The 24,163-nt window shown below is 39.5% G+C and carries 19 protein-coding genes and 1 pseudogene; 16 read left to right on the top strand and 4 right to left on the bottom strand.

From position 1 onward, the window contains the following. Positions 1 to 16 precede the first annotated feature (16 nt). From LROSL1_RS11985 to LROSL1_RS11975, 3 genes are all read left to right on the top strand, one after another. Entirely contained in the window at positions 17 to 1,654 is a 1,638-nt protein-coding gene (locus LROSL1_RS11985) for a glycosyltransferase family protein (protein WP_178914730.1), read from the top strand. 167 nt (positions 1,655 to 1,821) lie between these two features. Next, entirely contained in the window at positions 1,822 to 2,055 is a 234-nt protein-coding gene (locus tag LROSL1_RS11980) for a type II toxin-antitoxin system HicA family toxin (RefSeq protein ID WP_178914729.1), read from the top strand. Between the two features lie 2 nt (positions 2,056 to 2,057). Further along, positions 2,058 to 2,453: a type II toxin-antitoxin system HicB family antitoxin gene (locus LROSL1_RS11975; protein WP_178914728.1), complete on the top strand. Its 396-nt coding sequence runs from the start codon at positions 2,058 to 2,060 to the stop codon at positions 2,451 to 2,453. Between the two features lie 132 nt (positions 2,454 to 2,585). Here the strand turns inward: LROSL1_RS11975 and LROSL1_RS11970 are convergent. Continuing rightward, positions 2,586 to 2,810: pseudogene (locus LROSL1_RS11970) on the bottom strand (EamA family transporter); the annotation flags it as partial. A gap of 280 nt (positions 2,811 to 3,090) precedes the next feature. Here LROSL1_RS11970 and LROSL1_RS11965 point away from each other — a divergent pair. The 5 genes from LROSL1_RS11965 (at position 3,091) to LROSL1_RS11945 (ending at position 11,452) form a co-directional block, all read left to right on the top strand. After that, positions 3,091 to 3,345 carry a hypothetical protein gene (locus LROSL1_RS11965; RefSeq protein ID WP_178914726.1) on the top strand — a complete coding sequence of 85 codons (255 nt, stop codon included), beginning with the start codon at positions 3,091 to 3,093 and terminating at the stop codon, positions 3,343 to 3,345. Between the two features lie 113 nt (positions 3,346 to 3,458). Further along, positions 3,459 to 6,458: a lantibiotic dehydratase gene (locus LROSL1_RS11960; protein ID WP_178914725.1), complete on the top strand. Its 3,000-nt coding sequence runs from the start codon at positions 3,459 to 3,461 to the stop codon at positions 6,456 to 6,458. Between the two features lie 249 nt (positions 6,459 to 6,707). Beyond that, entirely contained in the window at positions 6,708 to 7,748 is a 1,041-nt protein-coding gene (locus LROSL1_RS11955; protein ID WP_225440527.1) for a lanthionine synthetase LanC family protein, read from the top strand. Positions 7,749 to 7,767: 19 nt separating this feature from the next. Then, on the top strand, positions 7,768 to 9,588 hold the full coding sequence (locus tag LROSL1_RS11950) for an ABC transporter ATP-binding protein (protein WP_178914723.1): 1,821 nt from the start codon (positions 7,768 to 7,770) through the stop codon (positions 9,586 to 9,588). Further along, the gene (locus LROSL1_RS11945) at positions 9,575 to 11,452 is read left to right on the top strand and encodes an ABC transporter ATP-binding protein (RefSeq protein ID WP_178914722.1); all 1,878 of its coding nucleotides are present in this window, start codon (positions 9,575 to 9,577) and stop codon (positions 11,450 to 11,452) included. The genes LROSL1_RS11950 and LROSL1_RS11945 overlap by 14 nt, the downstream gene beginning before the upstream one ends. A 196-nt stretch (positions 11,453 to 11,648) precedes the next feature. Here LROSL1_RS11945 and LROSL1_RS11940 read toward each other — a convergent pair whose 3' ends face one another. Further along, a complete protein-coding gene (locus LROSL1_RS11940; protein WP_178914721.1) occupies positions 11,649 to 12,512 on the bottom strand; it encodes a helix-turn-helix domain-containing protein in 864 nt (287 codons plus the stop codon). An 846-nt stretch (positions 12,513 to 13,358) separates the two neighbouring features. On the opposite strand from LROSL1_RS11940, the gene LROSL1_RS11935 reads away from it, so the two are divergent. From LROSL1_RS11935 to LROSL1_RS11925, 3 genes are read left to right on the top strand one after another with little or no spacing between them, the layout of a single operon-like run. Beyond that, positions 13,359 to 14,495 (top strand): tetratricopeptide repeat protein, encoded by a 1,137-nt coding sequence (locus tag LROSL1_RS11935; RefSeq protein ID WP_178914720.1) that lies wholly within the window; start codon positions 13,359 to 13,361, stop codon positions 14,493 to 14,495. Between the two features lie 22 nt (positions 14,496 to 14,517). Next, a complete protein-coding gene (locus LROSL1_RS11930; RefSeq protein ID WP_178914719.1) occupies positions 14,518 to 15,288 on the top strand; it encodes an ABC transporter ATP-binding protein in 771 nt (256 codons plus the stop codon). Further along, complete coding sequence (locus tag LROSL1_RS11925; RefSeq protein WP_178914718.1) at positions 15,285 to 16,010, top strand: multidrug ABC transporter permease; 726 nt, start codon at positions 15,285 to 15,287, stop codon at positions 16,008 to 16,010. Before LROSL1_RS11930 ends, LROSL1_RS11925 begins: the two co-directional genes overlap by 4 nt. Before the next feature lie 119 nt (positions 16,011 to 16,129). On the opposite strand, the gene LROSL1_RS11920 is transcribed toward LROSL1_RS11925, so the two are convergent. Beyond that, a complete protein-coding gene (locus LROSL1_RS11920; protein ID WP_178914717.1) occupies positions 16,130 to 16,609 on the bottom strand; it encodes a hypothetical protein in 480 nt (159 codons plus the stop codon). A gap of 579 nt (positions 16,610 to 17,188) precedes the next feature. Between LROSL1_RS11920 and LROSL1_RS13295 the strand changes: the two genes are divergently transcribed. The 5 genes from LROSL1_RS13295 to LROSL1_RS11900 all read left to right on the top strand — a co-directional run bounded on the left by LROSL1_RS13295 (position 17,189) and on the right by LROSL1_RS11900 (position 21,599). Beyond that, positions 17,189 to 17,302 (top strand): hypothetical protein, encoded by a 114-nt coding sequence (locus tag LROSL1_RS13295; RefSeq protein ID WP_404825808.1) that lies wholly within the window; start codon positions 17,189 to 17,191, stop codon positions 17,300 to 17,302. A gap of 124 nt (positions 17,303 to 17,426) precedes the next feature. Then, a complete protein-coding gene (locus LROSL1_RS11915; protein WP_178914716.1) occupies positions 17,427 to 18,305 on the top strand; it encodes an ATP-binding cassette domain-containing protein in 879 nt (292 codons plus the stop codon). Next, the gene (locus LROSL1_RS11910) at positions 18,302 to 19,789 is read left to right on the top strand and encodes an ABC transporter permease (protein WP_178914715.1); all 1,488 of its coding nucleotides are present in this window, start codon (positions 18,302 to 18,304) and stop codon (positions 19,787 to 19,789) included. The genes LROSL1_RS11915 and LROSL1_RS11910 overlap by 4 nt, the downstream gene beginning before the upstream one ends. Positions 19,790 to 20,009: 220 nt before the next feature. Next, a complete protein-coding gene (locus tag LROSL1_RS11905) occupies positions 20,010 to 20,435 on the top strand; it encodes a MarR family winged helix-turn-helix transcriptional regulator (RefSeq protein ID WP_178914714.1) in 426 nt (141 codons plus the stop codon). 6 nt (positions 20,436 to 20,441) lie between these two features. Beyond that, complete coding sequence (locus LROSL1_RS11900) at positions 20,442 to 21,599, top strand: MFS transporter (RefSeq protein WP_178914713.1); 1,158 nt, start codon at positions 20,442 to 20,444, stop codon at positions 21,597 to 21,599. Between the two features lie 94 nt (positions 21,600 to 21,693). Here the strand turns inward: LROSL1_RS11900 and LROSL1_RS11895 are convergent, their stop codons facing one another. Continuing rightward, positions 21,694 to 23,880: a Tex family protein gene (locus tag LROSL1_RS11895; RefSeq protein ID WP_178914712.1), complete on the bottom strand. Its 2,187-nt coding sequence runs from the start codon at positions 23,878 to 23,880 to the stop codon at positions 21,694 to 21,696. Positions 23,881 to 24,163: the final 283 nt, after the last annotated feature.

Genomic DNA, 24,163 nt, shown 5'->3' with positions numbered 1-24,163 from the left:
TTTTGGGGTGAACATTGTGGACTATCGTGAATCATTAATGGCACAAGGAAGTCAGCATCAACGAACGGCTGGCTTCTATGGTTGGGCCAGAGAACACCGGCAACTCTGGTTATGGTTAACGTTTGTACTCGTCGCCATAGCAGTGGAGCTGCCGTTTTTATTGAATAATCACTTGTTCGGTGGCTGGGACCAACAATTCCACGTAAATCGGATCGAAGAGTTATATCTCTCCGCAAAAAATGGCGTATGGCATAATGCGATTAGCACATACACATTTCGTGGGTCTGGCCTTGGCATTCAAATCTTTTATCCATATATCTTTCTGTATCCGTATGCGATATTGAGGTTGATCGGGCTACCAGGGATTATGGCGTTATACTTGGGCAATGCTTTTTATATCGTCGCAAGCTGCTGGATTTCATACTGGTGTATGCGCGTATTTCTAAAACTGCGAGCAGCACGGCGGCCAATCTCTGGGGCATGGTTATTCGCCATATTGTATAACCTGTCTGGTTACATGGTCTTTAATGAAACCGTGCGTTTCGACTTGCCCGAAGCACAGTCAATGATGTGGTATCCCATCTTGTTTTTGGGCCTATATCTCACACTGACTGAACACCGACGTGGGTGGTTGCTGACAACGTTGGGCGCGACGATGCTTGTATACACGCACGTCTTGTCAGCCTTGTTAGCAGCGGGGATGGTCGTTGTTGTTCTAGCGCTTGGTTGGCGCAACCTTAATCGATGGCAAACATGGCTGGATTTAGTACTCACGGCAGTAGTAACCGGTCTGCTAAGTTTGCCAGAACTACTGGGGATGCTTGGTACTACGAAACAAGTAACAGTGGCCTCACCGTTGATCGGTTCGCTGGCAAAACAGGCGATTTCGCCCTTCGTCGCAGTCGTCTTTGGTGTTGGCAATGTCACGAAAACGGGCTTGTTGACGCACGGCGTGACCTTGGGCACGATTGTCTTGTTGGCGCTTGTGGCGCTATGGATCGGTTTTCGTCATCTCGATCGGTTTGGCAAAACACTGGCGATTTTAAGCACGGTTCTGTTCTGGATGACAACAAAACTCTTTCCATGGCGTTTTCTGGAACATACGCCGATCAACCTAATTCAGCATCCATGGCGGTTCTATACGTTTATCAGTTTCTTTGTCCTGGTCGCCTTTGTCATCCTAGTTGATCGCACGCAATTACGTTTCAACTGGCAGGGTTGGATTGTAGGATTGTCACTGTTACTCACGATGGTGACCGGATTCGTCTATGCCGGGGTATCGTCGCCAAAGGTGAGTGCCAATAGCTATGAACAGTTTGCGACGGATGCGAATTATTTCGATTACGCGCCCAAACGCAGTGTGCATCATCTGAAAGCTATCTATGCACATCAGGCAGTGGTCTTTGAAGGCGGCAAAGCCATTAGTCATCCACATGTGAAGATGGCTGCACAACCTAATGGAACGACCATTCGATTGCCAAAGACAGTAAGTGGTCACCGGGTAGACTTACCGGTTTTTAACTACGGCAGTCAGCATTATGTGGTAAAAACGGATGATGCCAAGAGATTGCATGTGAGTGTGTCTGAACGCGGGACGGTACAGGTTCACGTGCCTGAGGGTACAAAGAGAGTTTCTATTGAATATCATAAATAAAAGTTCGCTGAGTGCTGTTCAGAAATGGACAGCATTTTTTTATTGCCCAGATGAAAATGTTGATCAAATTACGTATGTTTAGATATGAATCGAAAACATTCCTAATACGTGCTTAAATAATTGAAAAATAAACGTGTAGTACGTATAATTTGAAAGAAGATTAGATTATGACATCAATATCTAAATTTCCACAAACAGGTCGAGAATTGATTAGACTGTTAAAAAAATATGGTTGGCAAGATGCGTTAGGTGCTGACCACGGTGATCACCACTTCATGACGCAACAGTATCAACGTACAAAGATCCCTATTAAAATGAGCCCAAGCAAGCTGCCCAAAAGCTACGTTAGGCTGGTTTTGTCTGAGGCGGGGTTAAAAGATTTATTTAAAGGAGGAAGGTAATTATGTCTAAGGATGAAGTATTTTATCCCGCTATTTTTCACCATCAAGAGGACGGTGCTTTCACCGTTAAAGTGCCAGATTTAAAAGGTGCGGTGACGTATGGCGATGATATGATGACAGCGTTTCACAGTTCCCAAGACGTTATTGGCGGCTATTTGTTTTCTGAAAAACATTATCCAGAACCAACTGATGTTGCTGAAATTCCACTCGTTCCAGGCGACCAACTAGTAATTGTGCCATTGGATCTCAATGAATATCGTAGTCGGGAGCAACAAACCAAAAAAGTGAAGGTGACTGTGACAATTCCTGAAGGTTTACGCGATGAAGCCCGAGAACGGCACATTGTGTTATCGCATGTGCTGACCGAAGGGTTACGCAGAGAACTTGAAAACAACTAAAAGGAAATCAAAAGTTTGATTTACGACATTATTTGCGTATAGTCTATTTAAAATATAATGAAATCGACCAGAGAAAAGCAAAAATCACTTTTCTCTGGTCGATTTATTTTGAGTTATGTCTCAAACTCTTTTTTATTGATCTTCTTTTGATGGTAACGACATCCAAACGATAGATAGAATAATCATTGAGCCACCGAGTATGAACGGTAGGGATATATTGATTTTGAAGAAGGGCAACGAGTGCAACAACACAAACACTGGGTTTAGTGAGCGAATAAGATTGGCAGTTCGAAAGGACACGAATTTCATGCCTCGATAGAAAAGAAGTAGCCCAAGAAAACCACTGGTTATTAAGCTATCAAATAAAATTATGTTCCTAATTCGTGGTTAGGATGTGAACTCTTAGCTATTATCAACCGCATTCATGAGTCTGTTTATTTTTTGCTAAGTGTTTTTTAAACTCTCTAGTATTCTCTTAAAACATGTATAAAAACGATCATTGGCACGATAATGGAAAACAAATATTGGATTTATAATTGAAAAAAAGTGTAAACGATTGCAAAATGATGTAAGATTAAGTTATTAAAACGAAATGAAATTACTCACTTTGTTTTAACAAATAAAGGAGGTCTCTATTATGAGCAAAGATAGTGTTGATTTAGATTTAGGCATTCAAACTATTGAGCTTGATAGCGATGGTGCCGGTAATGTTGTTGATGGTGTAACTGCAACTGCCTGTTGTAATACTAGTGAAACGCATCCATTCGATGCACAATCCGATTACCAAATGATTACTGATGGTGTAACGGCTTCAGCTTGCTGTCCACCACATGTTCTAACAGTTGGAGATCAGGCGATTAGCAAAGTGATTGTAGACAAAAAGGTAGCTTAACAACTCGAATACTTAGTTCCCCCAAAAAAAATTTTGATTGTCGGGCTATTCAAGAGGCCGATGAGCTTGAGAAAAGCTTATCGGTTTTTTTAATTGAGAGGAAATAGCAGAAAATGCATTACACAATTGAGCAAAAATATATGGTACGAACACCAATTATGCCGGAAAGCACCTTTTGGTCAACGTTTTGCAATGATAATCAGGAAATGATTCAACATCTGATTAAGCTTTCAAAAAGTTCCATAGTTCAAGAGGCTTTGTTAATTGGCAGCCCTTCTTTGTATAAAAGTCTTCAGAACATAGAAATTGAGAATTGGAAAAGCAAGGGTTTTAGACATACTATGTCTAGCTTGGCTCGATTTATAAATCGTATGTCCACACGTGCAACGCCGTTAGGATTATTCGCCAAAGTGACGTTTGAAAATAAGACTAACTCAAATAAAAATCTAAATTCCCCAAAGCAATATAAAAATGTTGTAGTTGATTATAGCTGGTTGTCCAGTTTCTGTAATCTTTTAGGCAATAAGAAGATGCTCCTGCCGTATTTAAAAATAAGATGGAACGCTCTAGCAATTAACCGTGGTGACAACGTTATATTGGAGTACACGAGTGGGTGGGGCAACGAACGCCATATCAATGGCACAAAACAAGCACTTATAAAGAAATTGCCTATCGTTGTTCAAATTGAAGAGATTTGCAAAAAAGAAATAACACTAATGCAAGCACTAAACATTCTGAAAGATAGATTTTCTACAATATCCGAATGCCAAATAACCACGTTATTAAAAAAGCTCATAGACTGTGAGTTTTTATTGACGAATTTACGACCTGAAATTGTAAATACCAATGACTTTAATCGATTGATGGATTGGCTATCAAACATACCAGAAATGAGTTCCGAGAACGAGCAACTGAAAAAGGTTGCTCGCCTTATTGAGGAATATGAAACGACCGCTGTTGGAGAAGGGATACAGCTTTATCAAAGGATAATTAGGGAAATGTCTTCAATTTGTAAGGCAGAGAATTACTTGAAAGTCGATTTGTTCAGTGCAGCGTCCAATGCAAAGGTGCCAGATTTGGAAAAGATTCAATCAGACATAAATGGCATAATCGCAATGACTCCCTATCAGAATCGATTTCCTGAATTAAAGGCTTATATAGACACATTTGCTAGAAAATATGGTGAGGCTCGACTCGTACCATTATTAGATGTTTTGGATCCTGAACAGGGCTGTGGCTCGCCATATGTGAAAGGTACCTCAGACATAAATTATCGGAATAGTCGGGAAGAAGAAATCGCGACTGCCTCTTTGAGATCAATCATGGAAGAAGCCGTTTTACAGCAAAAAAAAATGGTGAACTTAAAAAACGTTCACCATGTACACTATTCTTCTAATTTTGACAGAGGTTTTGAAGTTTTTACGCGTCAGTGTGCTGATTGTATTACTGGAGAAGAATTATATGAAATTCTTCCAAATACAGGTTCCGACCAAACTGGAAAGGCAGGCGGAAGGTTTAAAGCAAACGACAATGGTAGCCATGTAAGACGCTCAGATGCATTACCAGTCGAACTAGTAGAACTATTTAAAAACCCACATTTTTTGAATGTTTCGCAAAATAGCGGTGCAAAACCTTTTGAAACGGTGATTGGAGCCAGTGCATCAAATAAAAAAGAAGAAATTCGATTAGATGACATTTTGGTTGGAATTGAGATGATTAAGGATGAAAAGTGTTTCTTCTTCGTATCTAAGAATACAGGAAAGCGTTTAACGTTTTATGCATCAAGCATGATTAATTATGAAAGTAATCAAATCTTTTCACCTATTGGACGTTTCTTACTGGAATGTTCAATGTATAGGATTGATAATCCTTTCTTTATTTCAAATTTAATCAATAGTTCGACCCAATATCCTTATTTTCCCGCATTACGTTATAACCAAATTGTGATAAGCAAACGCAGGTGGAACTTGAATAATAGTACGCTTTCTAATATTCAGCGAGAATCAGATATTAAGAATGCAATCCTCGCCTTTATTAATAAATGGGATGTACCTGACTGTGTGTATTTGGAACATGGGGATACGCGGTTGTTAATCAGATTAAGTAATGATTATCAACTGAATGAGATAGTCGATAGTATCCGCAAATATGGGGAGGCCAGTTTGTCCGAATATTTACGTCCGATTGATAATTTTGCTCGTGAATATGTCTATTCATTTGATCCTAATCAGGTTAATTTGGATCTCAAAGTTCCCGAAAGACATTATACAAGTATAAACAGTACTTCCCCTCAAAGAATGTTTATGCCGGGTGACAAATGGACATTCTTCAAACTTTACGGTGTTAGTAATCACTTGACTGAAATTATTTCAAATCACCTTTACGAGTTTACTGGTGAACTAAAAAATAGGGGGTTAATATCGGAAAATCATTATCTCGTCTACAAAGATGAAGACGGTATTCATTTACGAATCCGTTATAAGTCAAAATCTGGAACGAAGCCAACTGAACTAATGTCCGAAATTAATAAGTGGGCACATTTTCTCATTGATAGTGGTTTGATTGATCGTATTGAATTTGACACTTATCAAAGAGAAATTGAACGATATGGTGGGATAAACTTCATGCCTGCAATTGAACATGTTTTCACAGTTGACAGTGAAGTCAGCACAGATATATTGCGGAGCTTGCCTGTGTCTAGTAATAAGACAATTACGGCAATAATGACCATTATTGATTATCTTAATTTTTTAGGATTGGATCTTAATCATCAAGAACAGCTAGTCTCACAATTTGACAATCCCATTAATCGACGTTTCTTTAAGCAAGCACGAAAAGAATTGCATGATCAGAGTGAGATGTTAATCAGGAACATTCTTGATAGAACTAATCACCCTGAGAATGGACGGTTGCCTCGAGATTTATTTTTGGATAAAGCAAAAGATTCAATGATTGAAAAATCGAAAGTAAATGACATGACATATTTAAGTCTCATTCACATGCATTGTAATCGACTGCTTATCAGTCGCAAGCAAGAAGAACGAATCATGTATCTCTTAGCCTATCTTTTAAATAAAACTAAATTGTTCAGAGAGAGTGGTGGATCAATTTGAGCATAAATAGTGCAGCATTAAGTAACAAATGTATTCATCAATTTGTCGAGACCCTCGTATCTACTGATGATGTCTTGAGCCTTAGCGATGGTTCGCACGATGAAAGAAGACAACTGTTTTTGGATAGTTATCCGTCTGTAGTGATTGTTTTAAGCACATATTTGCAGCTTCACGACGATGAACGAGTAAGAGATGCTCTGAAAGTGTATGTTCGAAAAGAAATAGAAGTATTGAAAATGCAAAAAAAAAATGAATATATCGCTATGCTACGGTCTAACGGGTGTGGCGTATTCATTAAAGTTGGCTAATAAGGTACTACAATCAATGGGTTCTTTCATGGTTCAATTTGATGATTTATATTCAAAGTTGACCGCTGCACAAATTGAACAAACTGAGCTTGGAATAAAAAAACGTGGTTTATTCGAGAAAGATTATGATCTAATTCAGGGTCTATCATCATGTCTGGGATACTTAACACAGTTTGGCAACTCTAAAAAGGATACAGATAACGTTCGAAGAATAGGTCAACTATTTGATTGGTTATTTGATTTCTCCAATCAAAAAATACCTAATTCAACAATCAGTGGCAATCATATTATTGATAGTGCACGTAGGAATTATTACAAGAACGGATATGTGAATCTGGGAATTTCTCATGGGCTCGCTGGTCCACTTGCTGCACTTTCCACTGTCGGACGAACCGGTGCTTTGCAAAGGGGTCTCAGCTTTTATGAAGAGATCTTTGAACAAAACAAGCGTATCGAGGCACCCTGGTCAGGTGAAGCTTCTGTTTCTGCTATAGAGCAAAAAAAATTTAAAACTGAGAACCTCGAGCGATCGGGCTGGTGTTACGGCAATCCAGGGATTGCTCGAGCGGTGTTCATGGCATCGAGAAAACAACACAATAGTGCAATGGAAAGGGTGGCAACTGATTACTTCTCAACCTTGAAACAACTTGACTTTAGTGAGCTTAAGTTGGAATCCCCAACAGTTTGTCATGGTATTTCCGGATTACTATTAATTTTAAATGCGATGACACGGGAAACACACAGTACCGTGTTAAACGACTTTAAGCAACAGATCGGTCTGCGACTATTATCGAAGGCAAATTTTGATAATAAACTTTTGTTTAAAGAGTACGATTACGTTTTTAAAGAAAAAAAGTATAGTCACGCTCAGTATTTTGATGATCTTGGGATATTAAATGGTTCTGGGGGAATTATTTTAACTTTAATGTCTCTAAACGCTCCAGCACGTCTCGATTGGGAAAGAATTCTATTAGTTAGCTAAGATTGTGGGGTAAAACACAATGCAAATAAATCCAAAATCATTCACGATTTATCAAAACATTAAATGGTATTTAAAAAAGGCAAAGATTAAATTTCCGAAACTGAAATATGCCTTGCCTGTGAATGTTTTGATTAATGTAATTCTTCTGGTAGCGACGGGAAGCGTGCCAACGTTAATCGTTTGGGCACTGCAGAAAGAATTTAGTTTTCCCTTCTTTTCTTTGATGGTGCTCGCCTTATGTCTTGGGTTAGGTTGCTTATTGTGGGTAAGTGGCACATATAAAACCTGGATGACATGGGAAAACGCAAATTTGCGAATGCAGCTTACTGTTGAGGATGGAGCCGGTTTTTTGACGTCACCGTACGAGGATTCGATAAATACAGTTTTGCAAAAAGCACGTCGAACCAGTTCTAAACATGGATATGAGGACGATGATACGGGGGTCGACGTGCTTTGGCCAAGTTTTGTCAATTTTAGTGCAACACTGGCCTCAGTAATCACAATCATATTAATTACGCTCAAAATCACTTGGTGGAGTCCAATTGTGATTCTATTTTCCGCACTGCTTACAGGAATTGTTTCGTTAATGAATAACGAACGGCAAAAAAAATTAAAGGCGAGTCTTGATGATTCAAACTTTATTCAGAATTATCTTTATCAGGAGGCGTTTAAAATTGACGCTGCGAAAGATGTTCGGCTCTATAACTTAAAAAAACAGTATCTTGAAAAAATTGATGAAACTTATCAAAAGGTTCTTACAACTCAGCAAAAAATAAATTTCCAAAAAATAAAAACAGTCGGAATCGTGTGTACTTTGGATTTTCTTCAATTAGTTCTTGTTTATGTACCGCTGGTTATACAAGCCTCTCAGCATGCCATTTCGTTGCCAACCTTTACCTTCTTTTTTACAGTGCTTGGTACGCTAAGTGCAACCGCCAGAAAAGGGGCAACACAATTTTCTCAATTAATTTTAGCTAACTCTGATGTCTCAATAGGCCGTGAATATTTAGATTATGTCGATAGGTTAGATAGCGAACAACGTTCAAGTCAACATATCAAATTAGACGGAGCCATTAACAAGATTCAATTAAAAAATGTTAGCTTTCACTATTCCAATGATCCAAAAATTATTTTAAAAAATATTAACCTTACGATTTACAAGGATGAAACAGTTGCCTTGGTGGGGCTCAATGGAGCTGGGAAGACGACGCTCGTTTCCTTAATTATGGGATTATTGATACCAACAAGTGGAACAATACTGATAAATGATATCGACAGTAAGAGTGTAGACATGAAAAGTTACAGACGTTGTTTTGCACCTGTTTTTCAGAAGGGTGCCACATTCGCAGAGTCAGTGAAACAGAATATTACCATGGGGTATCTTTCAAAAAAAACTGTTGATGAAGTAATAACAACCGCAGGGCTCACAAATGAAGTCTCTGATCTTAAAGACGGTATTGATACAGGTCTAACTCAATATGTAGATGACAGTGGTGTTAGTCTATCTGGCGGGCAGTCACAGAGTTTAATGCTAGCACGAGCTTTATATAAAGATGCACAGGTATTAATTCTTGATGAACCAACTGCGGCACTGGATGCATTGGCAGAAAGTAAACTATACGAGCGCTATTATAAAATAACAAAAAACAAGATTTCTATGTTCATCTCTCATCGGCTTGCTTCCACTCAGTTTGCAAAAAAAGTATTTTTTATTAAAGATGGATCTCTGATTGCCTCTGGCACACATAGTTTTTTAATGCAAAACAATTCAGAATACGCCCATTTATATAATGTTCAGAGCAAATACTATAAAGAGGGGGATGAGAATGTTGAAGAATAAAACATCAACTTCTAAGAAGACCATAAAACGACTCCTTGAGTATGCGAAGTATTCAAGCCAGTTGTATCCTCATATTGTTGCGATTCAGTTCTGGTCCTCCATAGTTTCTACGGCCAGCATCTTTGTAAATATCTTTTTTATCGGTCAAATCATTAACATGTTGTTGAAAAACGGTGTTGATTTTCAACGCCCAGTGATGACAACGATTTATTTGTTGCTATCACTATTAGTATTAAATTTTGTTAGTGAATATCTCTCCATAATGGCGCAATCCGGATCGCACCTCATTTTAAAAAATGCAAATAAAAAAATGGCTGAAAAGCTCCTATGCATTGATTATTCCAGCTTCATAAATCCTAACTTTAGAAAACTCTACAGTTCTGTCAAAACCGGATTCATGTACACGGGAGGATTTACAATTTTCATTTCGACAATTCTTAATGGTCTTGTATCATTTATTACAACAATTATTATTGCTGGTGGTTCTTTAATTGTGATGATTAGTTCTACGGGAGCGAATGACAATCATATAACTGCCTTCGTGAACTCACCATTGTTTATTTTCACAATTATTATCCTGGTGTTACTGCCAATATTCAGTTCAACACCAATTGCCAAGGCTGAAGGCCGTGTGATGAAGAAGTTCTTTGCATTCAACATACAGTTCAACCGATTATTCGATTATTATAATGAAATTTTATTTAGAGAACCGATTTTTGGTAAAACACTTCGCATGTACGACGATGAGGGGAAAACCCTTGCTGATGCCAGAAAGAATGTTTATAAACAACTAAAAGTCGATACCGATTATCAAGTGAAGGCGACACAAATAGCTGGTTTCAATTCGATTATCACTTATGCAATGGTTGGTTTTCTTTATCTATTAATTTCTATGAAGAGTGCTACTGGTGCAATTGCTTTAGGCAGCGTCGTAATCTATGTTGGGTACTTACAGCAAGTTATGGCTACATTATCAAGTATCACTGGTGCATGGGGAAACCGAGAAGCATCATTTACAACGATGGATCAGTACATTAAATTCATGCGATTTAGGGACGATAACAATCAGTTTGGGAATCAAAATCTGCCGGATGCGTCTCATGGTTATAAAATAGAATTTAAGGACGTAACTTATAAATACCCTGGCAGTCAAAAAAATGCTTTGGATCATATCAACATCACTATAAATGCTGGGGAGCGGTTGGCTTTAGTTGGACTAAATGGCAGCGGAAAGACTACGTTGATTAAATTGCTTATTAGATTACTTGTTCCTACCAAGGGTAGCATTCGTATTAATGGTGTTGATATTAATGATTTAAATTCGGAAGAATACAGACAGCTCTTCTCGGTTGTTTTTCAGGATTTTTCTCTATCAGCCTTTTCAATTGACGAAAATGTGTCAGCTGCACAGATTGTGGATACAAAACGAGCCGAACACTCGATGAAATTGGCTGGTGTTTGGGATAAGGTTTCGTCTTTGGATCATAAAGGGAGTACTAGCATTGGCACTAAGATCGACAAAGAAGGTGTCCAACTGTCAGGTGGGGAAATGCAAAAAATTGCGATTGCTCGCGCCTGGTACAAGGACGCGCCAATTGTTATATTAGATGAACCTACCTCTGCATTAGATGCTATATCTGAAGCGGAAATTTATGAGCATTTTAATGAGCTCGTTGCTGGAAAGACGGCAATATATATATCACACAGAATGAGTTCTACAAAGTTTAGCTCCAGAATCTTGGTGCTAAACGAAGGTAAAATTGTTGAAAACGGCACTCATGACGAACTAATGACTAATGATGGATTGTATCATCAGCTTTATTCTGAACAGGCCAAGTATTATTCGCAAGGTGATACTGATTGATATATCCGTTGTTAAACTCGGGCTGCATTTCGTACTAATTAAGGTAAAGTGGCGTAATTAAAAACCTGTTGAGAGTTTACATGTGTTTTATCTCGTTGAAATCTTTTTGATCGCTCAGTTGATTATTACTATAAAAATTGAAATAATCGACTTTCACAATTAAGTGTTGTAGATATATAATCCGATTATTTTCTAGTTACTGATAAACCTTGATGTTTAGGCGTTTAATTTCTCTTAATACATTTGACAGCACCTGTTTATTTTTTGAATTCTTTGCAAAGGCCCATGCTTGTAATAAGTATCCTTTGGCAACATCATTATCTCCGTCAATCTTTGAGACTGCACTGGCAAGTGTTAAATAAGCGCTGTCAATGTCATATGAAGAATTAATGCTGTTCAAAAACGAGATGATTGTATTTGAATACTTAACACTCTGCTCATAATCGCCTGTTCTCAAGTAATATTTCGCCATATTTTCCATAATGATGGCATACCATGCAGGTTCAGAAACCTTACCATTTTCTTCCAATTTTTCTAACATTTTGGAAACGGAATCGGCATAGAATTCAGCACGCGAAAAGTTTTCCTTTTTATAATAGACGATTGCCAGCTCGACGGTTGCGAGGATAGAGTAAATAGAAAAGTTAGGATCTTGCAATATTCTGTTGAACCCAAATATTCCTTCATCGTAATCTTGATGAAGCCATACACGGGATGCGGTCAACAGAAAAATCAGGTGTAGCTGAATAGAATTGATATCGTAATTTTGATTCTCATAGGGGCTCAATAGATTCAGAACTTCTTGATACTGGTAGTTCTTGTATAAAGTATCTGCAGACCGTAAATCCGTGAGAATTGATGGCCTTTGAGAAACGTCTATGAGTGAATCTGGTTGCACGTTGAGTTTTTCTGCCAAAGCAGTCAAAATTTTTCGTGATGGTTCGACCGCATTCTTTTCAATTTGACTAATTGTTCCTTGTGTCGTAATTCCTTGTGCGAGTGAGCGTTGAGTGTATCCATTTTTGGTTCGTAGCTGCTTAAACAAATTTTTATTTATCATATTTTTGATGTCCTTTGATTGCATTGTACGACGATTACGATTATATTCAAAATGAATAATATAAAATTAGAGGAGTATTAATTAAAATGCAAAAGAAAATATTCGGATTCGTTTTATCCCTTGTTCTAACTCTGACATTTGTTAGTGCACCAGTGAGTGCATCGACTCATGCTTCATCTGGTATAGAAACGGAAAGTGTCAACAGTGTTCATGCGACGAATGTAGAATTTATCATAAATGACACAACTGATTTTCAATAAAAATGTTTCAAGCAACTGTTGAAGTGATTCTAATCACTTCTTTTTTTACATTTTGAGAACGGCCATTATTCATAGATGATTATTTATGCCAACTTCATTTCTAGGTTGAAAAATAAGCGGAAAAGTACATATGTCAAAATACAGAAATGTCATTATAACCTGAAATAGTGACTTGATTTTTACTTGATCATCAAAATCATTTCTCCTATTTCTATAATTCGTTTTGAATTTAATGCAATCAAATACTGCAAGATTTCCACACAGTATCCAATTACGTAATTAGTAACTAGCTGTGAAAAAATCGCTTCATAACACAAGTCCCTTAATCGTTGCATAATCGGAATGAACGGATTACAATTTAATTAGACAATTAATCAAATATTAGTTATCCAATATTTATTTCCCTCAAGGAGATGAAAACTATGGCAGAATCCAAAAACAAAGAATTAACAGAATTTGTTAAGGGAATTGATGCTAAGCCTGCACACGTAATCATGGGTTCAGTTTATGAAGGCTGGAATCATGGCTAGGTTTTTAAAGCTAAGAGATAGCGCAAGCTATCTCTTTTTTCTGGAGGAAATGAATTATGAAGTTAAGTGAAACAGAATTGTACAATTTTATTCAATCTGTTATGGGAGTTACGGACTTTGACGAAACTCCTAAATATTTTCAAGCACGCATCAATCTAGCTAACGAAGAATTCCTACAGAACGTGCATTTGCCTAGAACCATCAAGGCTCCCGCAATTTTGAATGACTTGGGAGTAAGAAAAGCTGAATCTCCGCTGGAAGCATATAGATACGTACGAAAAATGCATAATAGTCTGCCTGAAAATTTAGATTACATACTCCAGGCTGACTTTCCTAAAATAGATTTAGACACAGTTTCGATTTATTTGGATATGTATGTACTGATCAGTGGGGATTTCGATGGTGCATATACAGAAACATTAAAGCGAATACCGGAACTGCTTAAATTAACTGATTATCGTAGTTTGATCCTAGTAGGTTCACTTTTTGCAGCTGAGTCTGACGCACATGCCGTTGATTTCTTTGATCTAGCTAGTAATAATACTGATCGAGTGGAGCAAAGAATTGTTGCACTCCACCGTAAAGAGGCTTATTTACTTAAGCGAACGGAAAATTGGAAGAACTCGCTTGTCGGTTTTGACCAATTATTAGGTGGAATTGATCAGTTACCATCAGGTTGGCGCAAAAATGTGTATATGGCACTGGCTGATAATTTGTATGCACTTTACATCGTGATGCAAAACTCAAAAGATTCATTAGTAACGGCCAAGTACTTACTGACTAATGCAGGTATACTTATTGATGAATTAAGTAAGATTGACGGCTATGATCCTAATGATCAGCTGGCGGATGAGGCATATCGCTATCGTAGTCAGGTGGAAATGAATATGGCTCAGTTGCTTGTTGAGCAGCATAAAAAGAGCGATGCATTGTTGTTGCTTCAGTCAAACGCTCAATTTGTACAGAAGTATTCTCCAAATTATGAGGCTGAGGCACAGGCTACTTTAGGATATCTATACTATTTAAATGATAAATACGCATCCGCTGTAAGTTCATATCAAAATGCTATTGCACAATATGAATCAGATGGAGCATTTCATGAGAGTGAGCATGTGAAGAAGCTTTTGATTGCCGCCTTTTACAAAAATGGTCAAAAAACACAGGCCGAAAAAATGTATTCAGAAATAAAATAAACTGTTTAAGGGGTAGTTGTTTGTGGAACCAATTCTAAAGGTCGTTAAATTATCGAAAACATATCAAGAAAATAAGAAGGAATTTAAGGCGGTTTCCAATGTTTCATTTGAAATTAATGCTGGGGAGATCGTAGCCCTGCTTGGCCCTAACGGAGCTGGTAAAACCACGACAGTTTCGATGATTAGTGGCTTTTTACTGCCTACTTCTGGCGATATTTATATTGACGGACAAAATGTAAAAGACAATCGTGGAAAAGCAAAATTAGGAGTTTCATTCGGAGGAGATTTAGGCTTTTATGGAAATTCAACCGCAAATGATAATCTTCACTTCTTTGCTGATCTTGAAAAAATTCCTTTTCGGGAGCAGACGAGAGAAATCGCCAGAGTTCTTGATATTGTAGAATTGAGTAACGTGGGTAACAAGGCCGTCAGAACCTTTTCCAAAGGCATGAAGCAGCGATTGCACATTGCGAGAGCTATGCTTGGCGATCCAAAGCTCTTGCTTCTAGATGAACCCACAAGTGGTTTGGACGTTGAAATCGCCAATGAGATTCGGCACACGATTCATCATTTGCAGGAGCTCGGGCACGCAATATTACTGACTAGTCATACAATGAGCGAAGTTGAAGAATTGGCAACACGAATACTGTTGATTGGTGGCGGTAAAATAGCAATGACTGGTTCGGTTTCTGATATTGTTAATAAATCAAATGTGCATCATATTGATCGTCCTGCCACTCTTGAAGAGTCGTATTTGGCATTAGCACCCAGTTTGAGGAGGAAAGATTCTTGAGATTTTTAAGACTGTTTTGGTTTCACCTCCGACTGTACTCCAAAGACCAATATTTTTTCTGGCTTACCGTGACAAGTACGATTTCCATCTTTTTAATGCAATATGTTGTCGCTTTTGCAAATCATCAAACTGGTGACACTACAATTTGGCTTCGAAGCGGTGTTTTTGGATTGTGGTCATCAGCAACGACAGCTGCGGGGAGTATTACTTTTCAACGATTTCAAGGAACTTTGAAATATTTAGTTAATAGTAGAACAGATGAAAGAATATCACTTGCGGCTCTAGTCATGCCTGCAGCAAGTTTTGGATTGCTCTCGTTTCCAATTGCCTTTTTGATGGCAGTATTAACACAAACAGGGCATAGCAATTTAAGCTGGGCCATTGTTGGAAATATGGTCGGTTTGTGGTGCGGTGCCGTGATCATGGATTTATTCATCAGCAGTTTTTTTGTGCTTACTCGGAATGCACTGGTGTATGAAGGTTTGGTAACCATTCCAATTCTGGTTTTGTCTGGGCTATTTGGGACTCCAGCCATTTTCAGGCCTCTAATAGCAATTGGTCAATGGATTATCCCGATAGCTGCTCCTGTGAATCGGTTGTTAAATAACGGCAGTAACTTTTTATGGGTGCAGTTCATCACGAGTAGTGTGCTCTGGATTGTTCTTGCTTGGCGATTATCTGGGCGCTTGATTCAAACGTATAGAAAGCAAGGTGTGCTGTAGGTGAGATCAATAAGAATACAATTACAAAATCTTCCATCCATGACAAACAATCGAACTAGGTTGGTATACTTTTTGCTACTGCCACTCGCTGATCTCTTGTTAATGGTCCTAATTAGCAGTCAGTATAGTAATTCAATCCGCTGGCGGGTAGCCATCGCTACGGTTTTAGTGAATGGTGTAAGTTTGGCAATTTCGACGGTTGCAACTCTTCTAGTTCTAGATAACAACCAAGGCATTGATTTATTTGTGCTGGCCAATGCATCTCGTTCGCTCAAATATTGGTACTCAAAAGTCATAACCGCTTTTTTGGTAAGCTTTGTTGGAACACTCCTAAGTTTGCTTATTTTGGTGCTTTTATCGGCACCGATAAAATTGGTATTGTTAGCAATCCTGCTTTCGATACCGTTAATTATCTCTGGAATCATTGTTGGCATAACTTGTTGGGTAGCGGCCTGGGGATTGGAAAATCCATACTTGTTTTCTAATGGTGTTTCCTCAGTAATGGTACTTGTTTGTGGAAACTTAGTATCGCTTAATTTATATCCCGCCTGGCTCAAATACTTCAGTATGCTTTTTCCATTTGGAGCCACTATTGGCAAAATGGTAAATAATTCCGTTCCGGTGACACATGATATATTCGTTGACTTAGTTTGGTTGATTATAGGTGGAGTTATGTACGTTATTATGCGGCATCGAGTATTAGAAGGTGTTATAAAGCGTCATTGATACTCAAAAGTGCCATTGTTTGTTATATGATTATTTAGTTTAGCAAAAATGTGACGGTAGTATCACGATTAGAATCTTGAAATAATTAGGTCATGATGAATTCCACATAAGCAACGACAAGCTAATAAGGGTTTATTTTAATTAAAAGTACAAACAATGTCACGTACATCTAAATTGACTGTGAGTATTGAGGGGTGTTCTTTGGAAACAGAGACAATTTTTTAACTGAAGAAAATAGTTACCAAATTATGCATGTTTAAAATTGAAGTTAAAATCAACGGGAAATGTATTGACACAGTTAAGAATTGATTATTTTATTAATATCAAAATTTTCAAAACTGGTTGGTAGATGTTCGGATTACGGCAGTTACCATTTCATGAAGTATTTTATCCCGCTATTTTTCACCATCAAGAGGACGGCGCTTTCGCCGTTAAAGTGCCGGATTTAAAAGGTGAAGGTGACTGTGACAATTCCTGAAGGTTTACGTGATAAAGCTCGAGAACGGCACATTGTGTTATCGCATGTGCTGACCGAAGGGTTACGCAGAGAACTTGCAAATGACTAAATTTCTGATTTATTTTCAAACGAGGTCAATGGTATGCTTGATGTACTATTAGTGAAACATGTTATATAAGTGATAATAGACAACCTAGAATCTGCTATTCTAGGCTGTTTTCATATTTAGGGGGATGCAAGTGGAAATTCAATTAGACAATTTAGGGATGAAATTTGGTCAGATACAAATATTTTCTGGATTGAATGCAACGCTTAAATCAGGTGGTCTCATTGGGTTGTTGGGACCAAATGGTGCCGGAAAGTCGACACTTATAAAAATACTGACGACGTTAGTTAAACCGACAAGCGGGGATGTTCGATTTGACGGGCAGAGCATTGTTCGCAAGCCGGGACGGATGCGACAAGTACTAGGCTATTTACCTCAGCAAGTGCCGTTTTACCCTAATTTAACGGCCAATGAATACTTGGCATATATTGCGAATATTAAAGGAATGTCACATAGGGATGTTCAGACACAAATTCACGCTTTATTGGAAAAAGTGAATCTTGCAAACACTGGCAATAAACAATTGAAAGATTTTTCAGGAGGCATGCAGCAACGGATTGGAATTGCTGTAACATTGCTGAATGATCCGCTGGTTATTATAGCTGATGAACCTTCGACTGGATTAGATCCCGAAGAACGTGTAGCTTTAAGAAATTTATTGGCCGAACTGGCAAGGGAACGATTGATTATTATTTCGACCCATATCGTCTCAGATATTGAAGCGATTGCTGATGACCTGCTCATTTTAAATCAGGGGCATTTTATGTATCATGGCTCACCTAACGAATTGTTGAGGCGGAGTGACGGATACGTTTGGGAATACCCAATGTCTGAGCGTGGACAGGTTTCAAATGATGAAGCTTCGCTAGTTTCTTTAGTTCAAGGAATTGACGGCATTAATGTCAGACAAATCACTGCCCAAGTTGGCCACTCAGATGCTCATTTAGTTGTTCCAACTCTAGAAGAGGCATACATAGGTGCATTGAACGGGGTGATACCACTATGAGGGCAATCATTGCGGCAACATTCCACGAGAAAGGCCGTCATGCATCATTTTGGGGGATCTGTGTTGCACTTGCTTTTTCTGTTGTCTTCATGTTTCCGAAGAGCTCAGGGGCGATGCGACCACTTATTATCAATCCCAATACATATGCACAAGCAAATAATGCGACGTGGATACCTGTCAGTGTGAGTTTCATCATGGGGTTCTTCTTGCCATTGATTGGTGTTGCTTTTCTCAGAGATACAATTGCTTTCGACAGGGTGAATGGTGTCATGACACTTATGATGACGACGAGAGGCAACCGATTAAAATATATTTTTGGGAAATTCGTGAGTAATTTAGCGTTTTTACTGATTTTTTTACTGACGGTTATGTGCTTTACGCTATTGGGCTCTGGGTTGAAGTATGGCTTTTCGGCAGTTAATATTAGGCAATTTTTGATGCCGTTTGTAATCATTATTCCAGGTTTATGTTTCGTGGCAGCATTGACGTTATTAACTGAAACACTGCCGGGACTGAAAGGCTGGTTTGGCACAACAGGATTATTAGCGCTTATCGCCGTGATCTATGCTTCAGGAACTAGTTATCAGGGAACACCAAGTCATATTCAACGAATCTTCAATTTGTCTGGGAGTCAGTATTTAGTCAGCAATATTAAGACTGCAATTGCCCAAACCTCGGGCCAATCACTAACATTGCTACGTGTGATTGGAAGTTCCACGGCTAAATATACGGGTAAGGTTAATTTAACGTTTCCAACGATTCAACTAACGGGTACGGACGTTTTGAATATGGCGATACTTGTTGGTGCTAGCTTGTTGTTGGTTCTGTTGGCCAGCATGTTGATTGAACGACGACCACAACAAAGAACAAAACCGCTACGTTTTAATCGTTCGCAGAATCGATTTACGGCACTGATGAAGTTGCCAGGTTATACTCAATTTCGGTTGCTAACTGGTACAACGCACAGTAGTTGGTTGGTAATGATCTTAATTGTCTGGTTACTGAGCTGGAGTGGCGATGCTATGCAGGCAACTCAACGAAATTTACCGCTATTATTTTTGATGGCTGTACCACTGTTTTCGCAGCTTGGCGTTCTAGGACAGCAAACCGGTGTTAACTGTCTCTTACGCACGATTCCAAACGGAAAATCGAAGGCCCTATTTCAAGAAGGTCTTGCCGGTGTGATATTAGCAGTTGTTTTAATCTTGCCTATTTTGACCAAGTTGTCGGCAAACTCAGCATTCTTACTAATTATTTGGGGGATTCAACTTGCCTTAGTTGCTCAGGTACTGGGCTTAGTTTCAAATAGCACCCGCGCTATTCAGATGGTGATAATTGCCTTTTTTTATTTGTATTTAAACGGCGCACCTATATTACCGTTAAACGGTGGCGAATGGGTATTTGCCACGATGATATACACAATGTTGTGCGTCATTGCAGTGTTAGTGATGATAGGTAATTCTCGAGCACGTTTTCATATGTAGGAACAAATAGGACTGCCAGAAGCTCATTTTGAGCATTGGCAGTCCTATTTGTTTTATAGGTAAATCATAGTATGTTTTTGACCACTTTCAGAAGTCGATGGCTTTTTTCGCAGTATTAGTAATTGTTAGCGAAAAATGATCTTAGTTAATTTTTTTGAAAATAAATTAGTGCTTACGAAAATATACAGTATGCTGTACAATTCGTCCATGAGGTGATCTTATGAATGAAGATGAAATGATTTCACGGCAACTGTTACAGTTGGCCCGGCGAATTAAACAACGTCGAAATTTACATATCCAGGATTTGAATTTAACTCTGGGTCAAGGTGATGCGTTGAAGTATTTTGCAGAAAATCCTAATCAGACAATCGCAATGTTCAAAGATTATCAAGGAATTAAGCATCAAACTGCACGGGTGATTGTGAAACATATGGTGACCTTGGGAATTGTCACTTTGGAACCCAATCCTAATGATGGTCGATCAAAACTAGTGCAGGTAACGCCACTTGGATCATCTAAATATGCTCAGCTAGATAAACATGGGTGGCAAACAAGCGAGGAACTATTTGCTGGGTTTACACCGGAAGAACGACAATGTTTTTTAACATTAGCGCGTCGAGCTAATGCCAACTTGGAAAGGGAATGATTTAGCGTGAAAACGCGTCTATATACAAAAGATGTGAAATTAGTTTTAGCGGCTAGCTTTTTTTATTTAATGAGTCCAATGTTGATTAACCCGATTATTGCTGGTTTTGCATCTAATGTTGGGGCTAACAGCATTTTGGCTGGCGTGATTGCCGGGGCAATGAACCTAACAGCACTAGTATTACGGCCACTAGCGGGCAATTTAACTGATCGTGTTTCTAAGTATTACTTAACTTTAGCTGGTGGCGTCTTCATTTTATTGGCGAGTTTAGGTTATACGTTTACTACTAATGTGGCGTTGATCATGGTTTTTCGAGTGATTAATGGTCTTGGCTATACATTATGTTCAGTATGCATGGCCACATGGATGGCGGACCTACTGCCAGCGGACCGGATTGGTTCTGGAATGGGTATTTATGGATTAGCTAGTGCTTTGGGGATGGCTATTGGACCCGCGATTAGTGTTTATTTATATCAACACTATAGTTACCAAAGTGTTTTCTGGTTGGCATCAGTGTTTAGCGTTTTAATGTTGTTCGTCATTCAGTTTGTAGGCAATCGAGGCCTTCCAAGCCCAACGAAGCAAACGACCACGCCAACTAAGAAGAAAATGCAGTTCGTTCAACCTAAAGCTGTACCCGTGATGGTAATTCTAATGTTGTTTTCGTTGCCGTACTTCGCAACAGAAACTTACATTGTGAGCTACATTGCCCATCGCCATTTTGCGGTACCAGCCGGACTTTTCTTTCCGACATACGCCGTTATTTTGTTAGTTATGCGAATGGTGTTGCGTGATGCGTTTGATCACGTGCCGTTTAAAAGGTTTATTTGGCTGTGTTTAGGACTGAATTTGCTGGGATTAATCGGGCTGACCGATTTAAATAATTTATTTATGTTGTTTCTTGGGACATTTGGATTTGCTGGTGGATATGGTCTGATGTTTTCAATTTGTCAGGCTAAAGCGTTGACGCTGGTGCCGGCCTCGGATCGCGGATTAGCGAATAGTACATTCTATATCGGTGTGGACCTAGGTATGTCAGGCGGACCGATGCTAGCGGGATTAATCACGGCTTTTTTGCCGTGGAAATGGCTCTATCCAGTTATGGTGTTGACGCTACCATTGATTGTACTGGTTTATCTAGCCAATCGGCGAGCATTGGCGTAACAAAAGCCGATGCCTGTCTGAGTAATTACGCCATTTAACGTAAAAGGGACCATCAACAGCTTTTCTGAGCCTGTTGATGGTTCCTTTCTAGCTTCTATTCTTCATTTGGCTTCAGCATCGTTAACTGAATTCGTTGCCGATTCAAATCAACAGAGTCGACCCAAACGGTGACAATATCACCGACGGAGACGATTTCGGCCGGATTCTTGACGAAGCGTTTCGTCAGTTTGGAAATGTGGACGAGGCCGTCGTGCTTCACACCAACATCGACAAACGCACCGAAATCGATGACGTTGCGGACGGTGCCCTGAAGTTCCATGCCAGGTTTCAAGTCTTCGATGGTCAGCACGTCATGACGTAACAGTGGGGCAGGCATATCGTCACGCAGGTCACGACCTGGCTTAGCCAAACTGTCGAGAATATCGGTGACTGTTTCTAGACCAGCACCGGTTTCTGCGGCAATGGCATGTTTGTCGAGCTTAGCGGTAGCCTGTTTGAATTCATCGGAGCCCAGGCTATCAACATCTGTATTGGTCAGTGTCAGGATCTCGTTAGCGACAGGGTAACTTTCCGGATGGACGTCTGTGTTATCCAGAGGATTCTTACCACCGATGATGCGCAGGAAACCAACGGCCTGTTCATAGGCTTTAGGTCCAAGACGAGGCACCTTCTTCAACTGACGACGATCCGTGTAGCGCCCATTTTCATTACGGTAGGCGACCACGTTGTTGGCAATCGTTTTGTTCAGACCAGAAATGTGTTCCAGTAATTCTGAACTAGCGGTATTGAGGTTAACGCCGACTTGGTTAACGGCCGTTTCGACGACAGTGTCAAGTTGAGCAGACAGTTCTTTGTTAGGAACATCGTGTTGATACTGACCAACACCAACACTTTGCGGGTCAATTTTAACCAGTTCAGCCAACGGATCTTGCAAACGACGGCCAATGCTGATGGCACTTCGTTGCTCAACGTGTAGGTCAGGAAATTCATCACGAGCAGCTTGGCTGGCAGAATAAACGGAGGCCCCAGCTTCGTTGACGATGACGTATTCGACATCGCGTTTGATGCCCTTTAACACATCGCTGACAAAGATTTCTGATTCACGTGAGGCCGTACCGTTACCAATGGCAATCATTTCCACTTGATATTTTTCAAGAAAATCATGGAATTCACCAGCGGCGGCTGCACGTTTGTTGGCAGGAGCAGGTTTATGTGGGTAGATGACGAGCTTGTCGAGGTACTTCCCATTAGCGTCCATGACGGCGAGCTTACAACCAGTCCGGTAGGCAGGGTCAAAACCGAGCACAATCTTACCTTTCATTGGTGCCTGCATCAACAAGTGATACAGATTGGTACCAAACACTTTGATAGCGTGTTCGTTAGCCGCATCAGTCAATTCATTACGCAGCTCACGTTCAATGGCAGGACCAATAAACCGTTTGTAAGTATCCGCGTAAGCATCTTCAATCACCGCAACTGCCGGGCCTTGTCGATGGCCGACAGTCCGAAAGTGGAAGAAGTTCATGATGGCGTCAGTATCAACGTCGAGACTCACACGTAGCACACCAGCTTTTTCACCACGATTAATGGCTAAAGTTTGGTACGCTGCCATCTTCGTGAAGGATTGTTCGAATTCATAGTATTGTTGATAAACGCCGTCTTCATCGGCTTCTTTACCCTTTGACTTAACCGTTGTCGTTAATTTTGCATGACTACGCGTATAGTCACGGATAAATTCACGGAATGAGGCTTCCTCGCTAAAGGCTTCCGCCAGGATTTCGTGACCCCCGGCAAGAACAGCTTCAACATCAAGGAGATCCTTATCTGGGTTGATATATTTAGTTGCTTCCGTTTCAACAGCTTCTTTATGAAAGCCGAGTAGCCATTTGGCAAACGGCATTAAACCGGCTTCTTTAGCGATAGTAGCCTTGGTACGTCGTTTTTGTTTGTAGGGTAGATATAGATCTTCAACTTCCTGAACTGTTGTCGCAGCGGTGATTTGTTGCTGCAACTTCGGTGTCATGGATTTTTGTTCAGTGATACTATTGATGACTTCCGTTTTCCGGTTAGCCAGTTTTTCGAAATGGTTCCAAGTATCTTGAACGGTGCGAATCTGCACTTCATCAAGACTGCCGGTCATTTCCTTCCGGTACCGTGAGACAAACGGAATTGTGTTGCCATCATTCAATAGGTTAAGCGTGGCAGTAATCTGCCGTGACCGAATGTCTGGTAAGGCATCAGCCACCTGTTTGAGTAAAGTTGAATCAAGTTGGGTTGCCATATTTCCTCCGATTAAATCCTGCGAGTTACAGGTTTAATTATACGTGTTTTTTCGTTTTTACGTGGGCTTTAAAGTGGATCTTTATGTAAATCACTGGGTAACATATTATAGTGATGTTTATTATTTGTTTGTTTTTTCTGTTGCCTAGTTTGATTTTGCTAGAATACTCATAATGTGAGTGCAGGCAAAAATGGAATTTTTGAAATACATAAACGCAGTCTTTTATACTACTTAATCAGAGATTCGTTTCATGACGGCATTAACAAGGGTTCAGGATGGTCGC

This window comes from Furfurilactobacillus rossiae, from assembly GCF_013394005.1.
Taxonomy (GTDB): domain Bacteria; phylum Bacillota; class Bacilli; order Lactobacillales; family Lactobacillaceae; genus Furfurilactobacillus; species Furfurilactobacillus rossiae.
The sequence above is the reverse complement of the archived record's forward strand: the minus strand, read 5'-3'. Positions and strand labels throughout refer to the sequence as shown.

Bases quoted from the DNA above. Each gene is read 5' to 3' on its own strand.
- LROSL1_RS11980 (WP_178914729.1), top strand. From the start codon at position 1,822: ATGACATCAATATCTAAATTTCCACAAACAGGTCGAGAATTGATTAGA.
- LROSL1_RS11975 (WP_178914728.1), top strand. From the start codon at position 2,058: ATGTCTAAGGATGAAGTATTTTATCCCGCTATTTTTCACCATCAAGAG.
- LROSL1_RS11965 (WP_178914726.1), top strand. From the start codon at position 3,091: ATGAGCAAAGATAGTGTTGATTTAGATTTAGGCATTCAAACTATTGAG.
- LROSL1_RS11960 (WP_178914725.1), top strand. From the start codon at position 3,459: ATGCATTACACAATTGAGCAAAAATATATGGTACGAACACCAATTATG.
- LROSL1_RS11955 (WP_225440527.1), top strand. From the start codon at position 6,708: ATGAATATATCGCTATGCTACGGTCTAACGGGTGTGGCGTATTCATTA.
- LROSL1_RS11950 (WP_178914723.1), top strand. From the start codon at position 7,768: ATGCAAATAAATCCAAAATCATTCACGATTTATCAAAACATTAAATGG.
- LROSL1_RS11945 (WP_178914722.1), top strand. From the start codon at position 9,575: ATGTTGAAGAATAAAACATCAACTTCTAAGAAGACCATAAAACGACTC.
- LROSL1_RS11940 (WP_178914721.1), bottom strand. From the start codon at position 12,512: ATGATAAATAAAAATTTGTTTAAGCAGCTACGAACCAAAAATGGATAC.
- LROSL1_RS11935 (WP_178914720.1), top strand. From the start codon at position 13,359: ATGAAGTTAAGTGAAACAGAATTGTACAATTTTATTCAATCTGTTATG.
- LROSL1_RS11915 (WP_178914716.1), top strand. From the start codon at position 17,427: ATGCAAGTGGAAATTCAATTAGACAATTTAGGGATGAAATTTGGTCAG.
- LROSL1_RS11910 (WP_178914715.1), top strand. From the start codon at position 18,302: ATGAGGGCAATCATTGCGGCAACATTCCACGAGAAAGGCCGTCATGCA.
- LROSL1_RS11905 (WP_178914714.1), top strand. From the start codon at position 20,010: ATGAATGAAGATGAAATGATTTCACGGCAACTGTTACAGTTGGCCCGG.
- LROSL1_RS11895 (WP_178914712.1), bottom strand. From the start codon at position 23,880: ATGGCAACCCAACTTGATTCAACTTTACTCAAACAGGTGGCTGATGCC.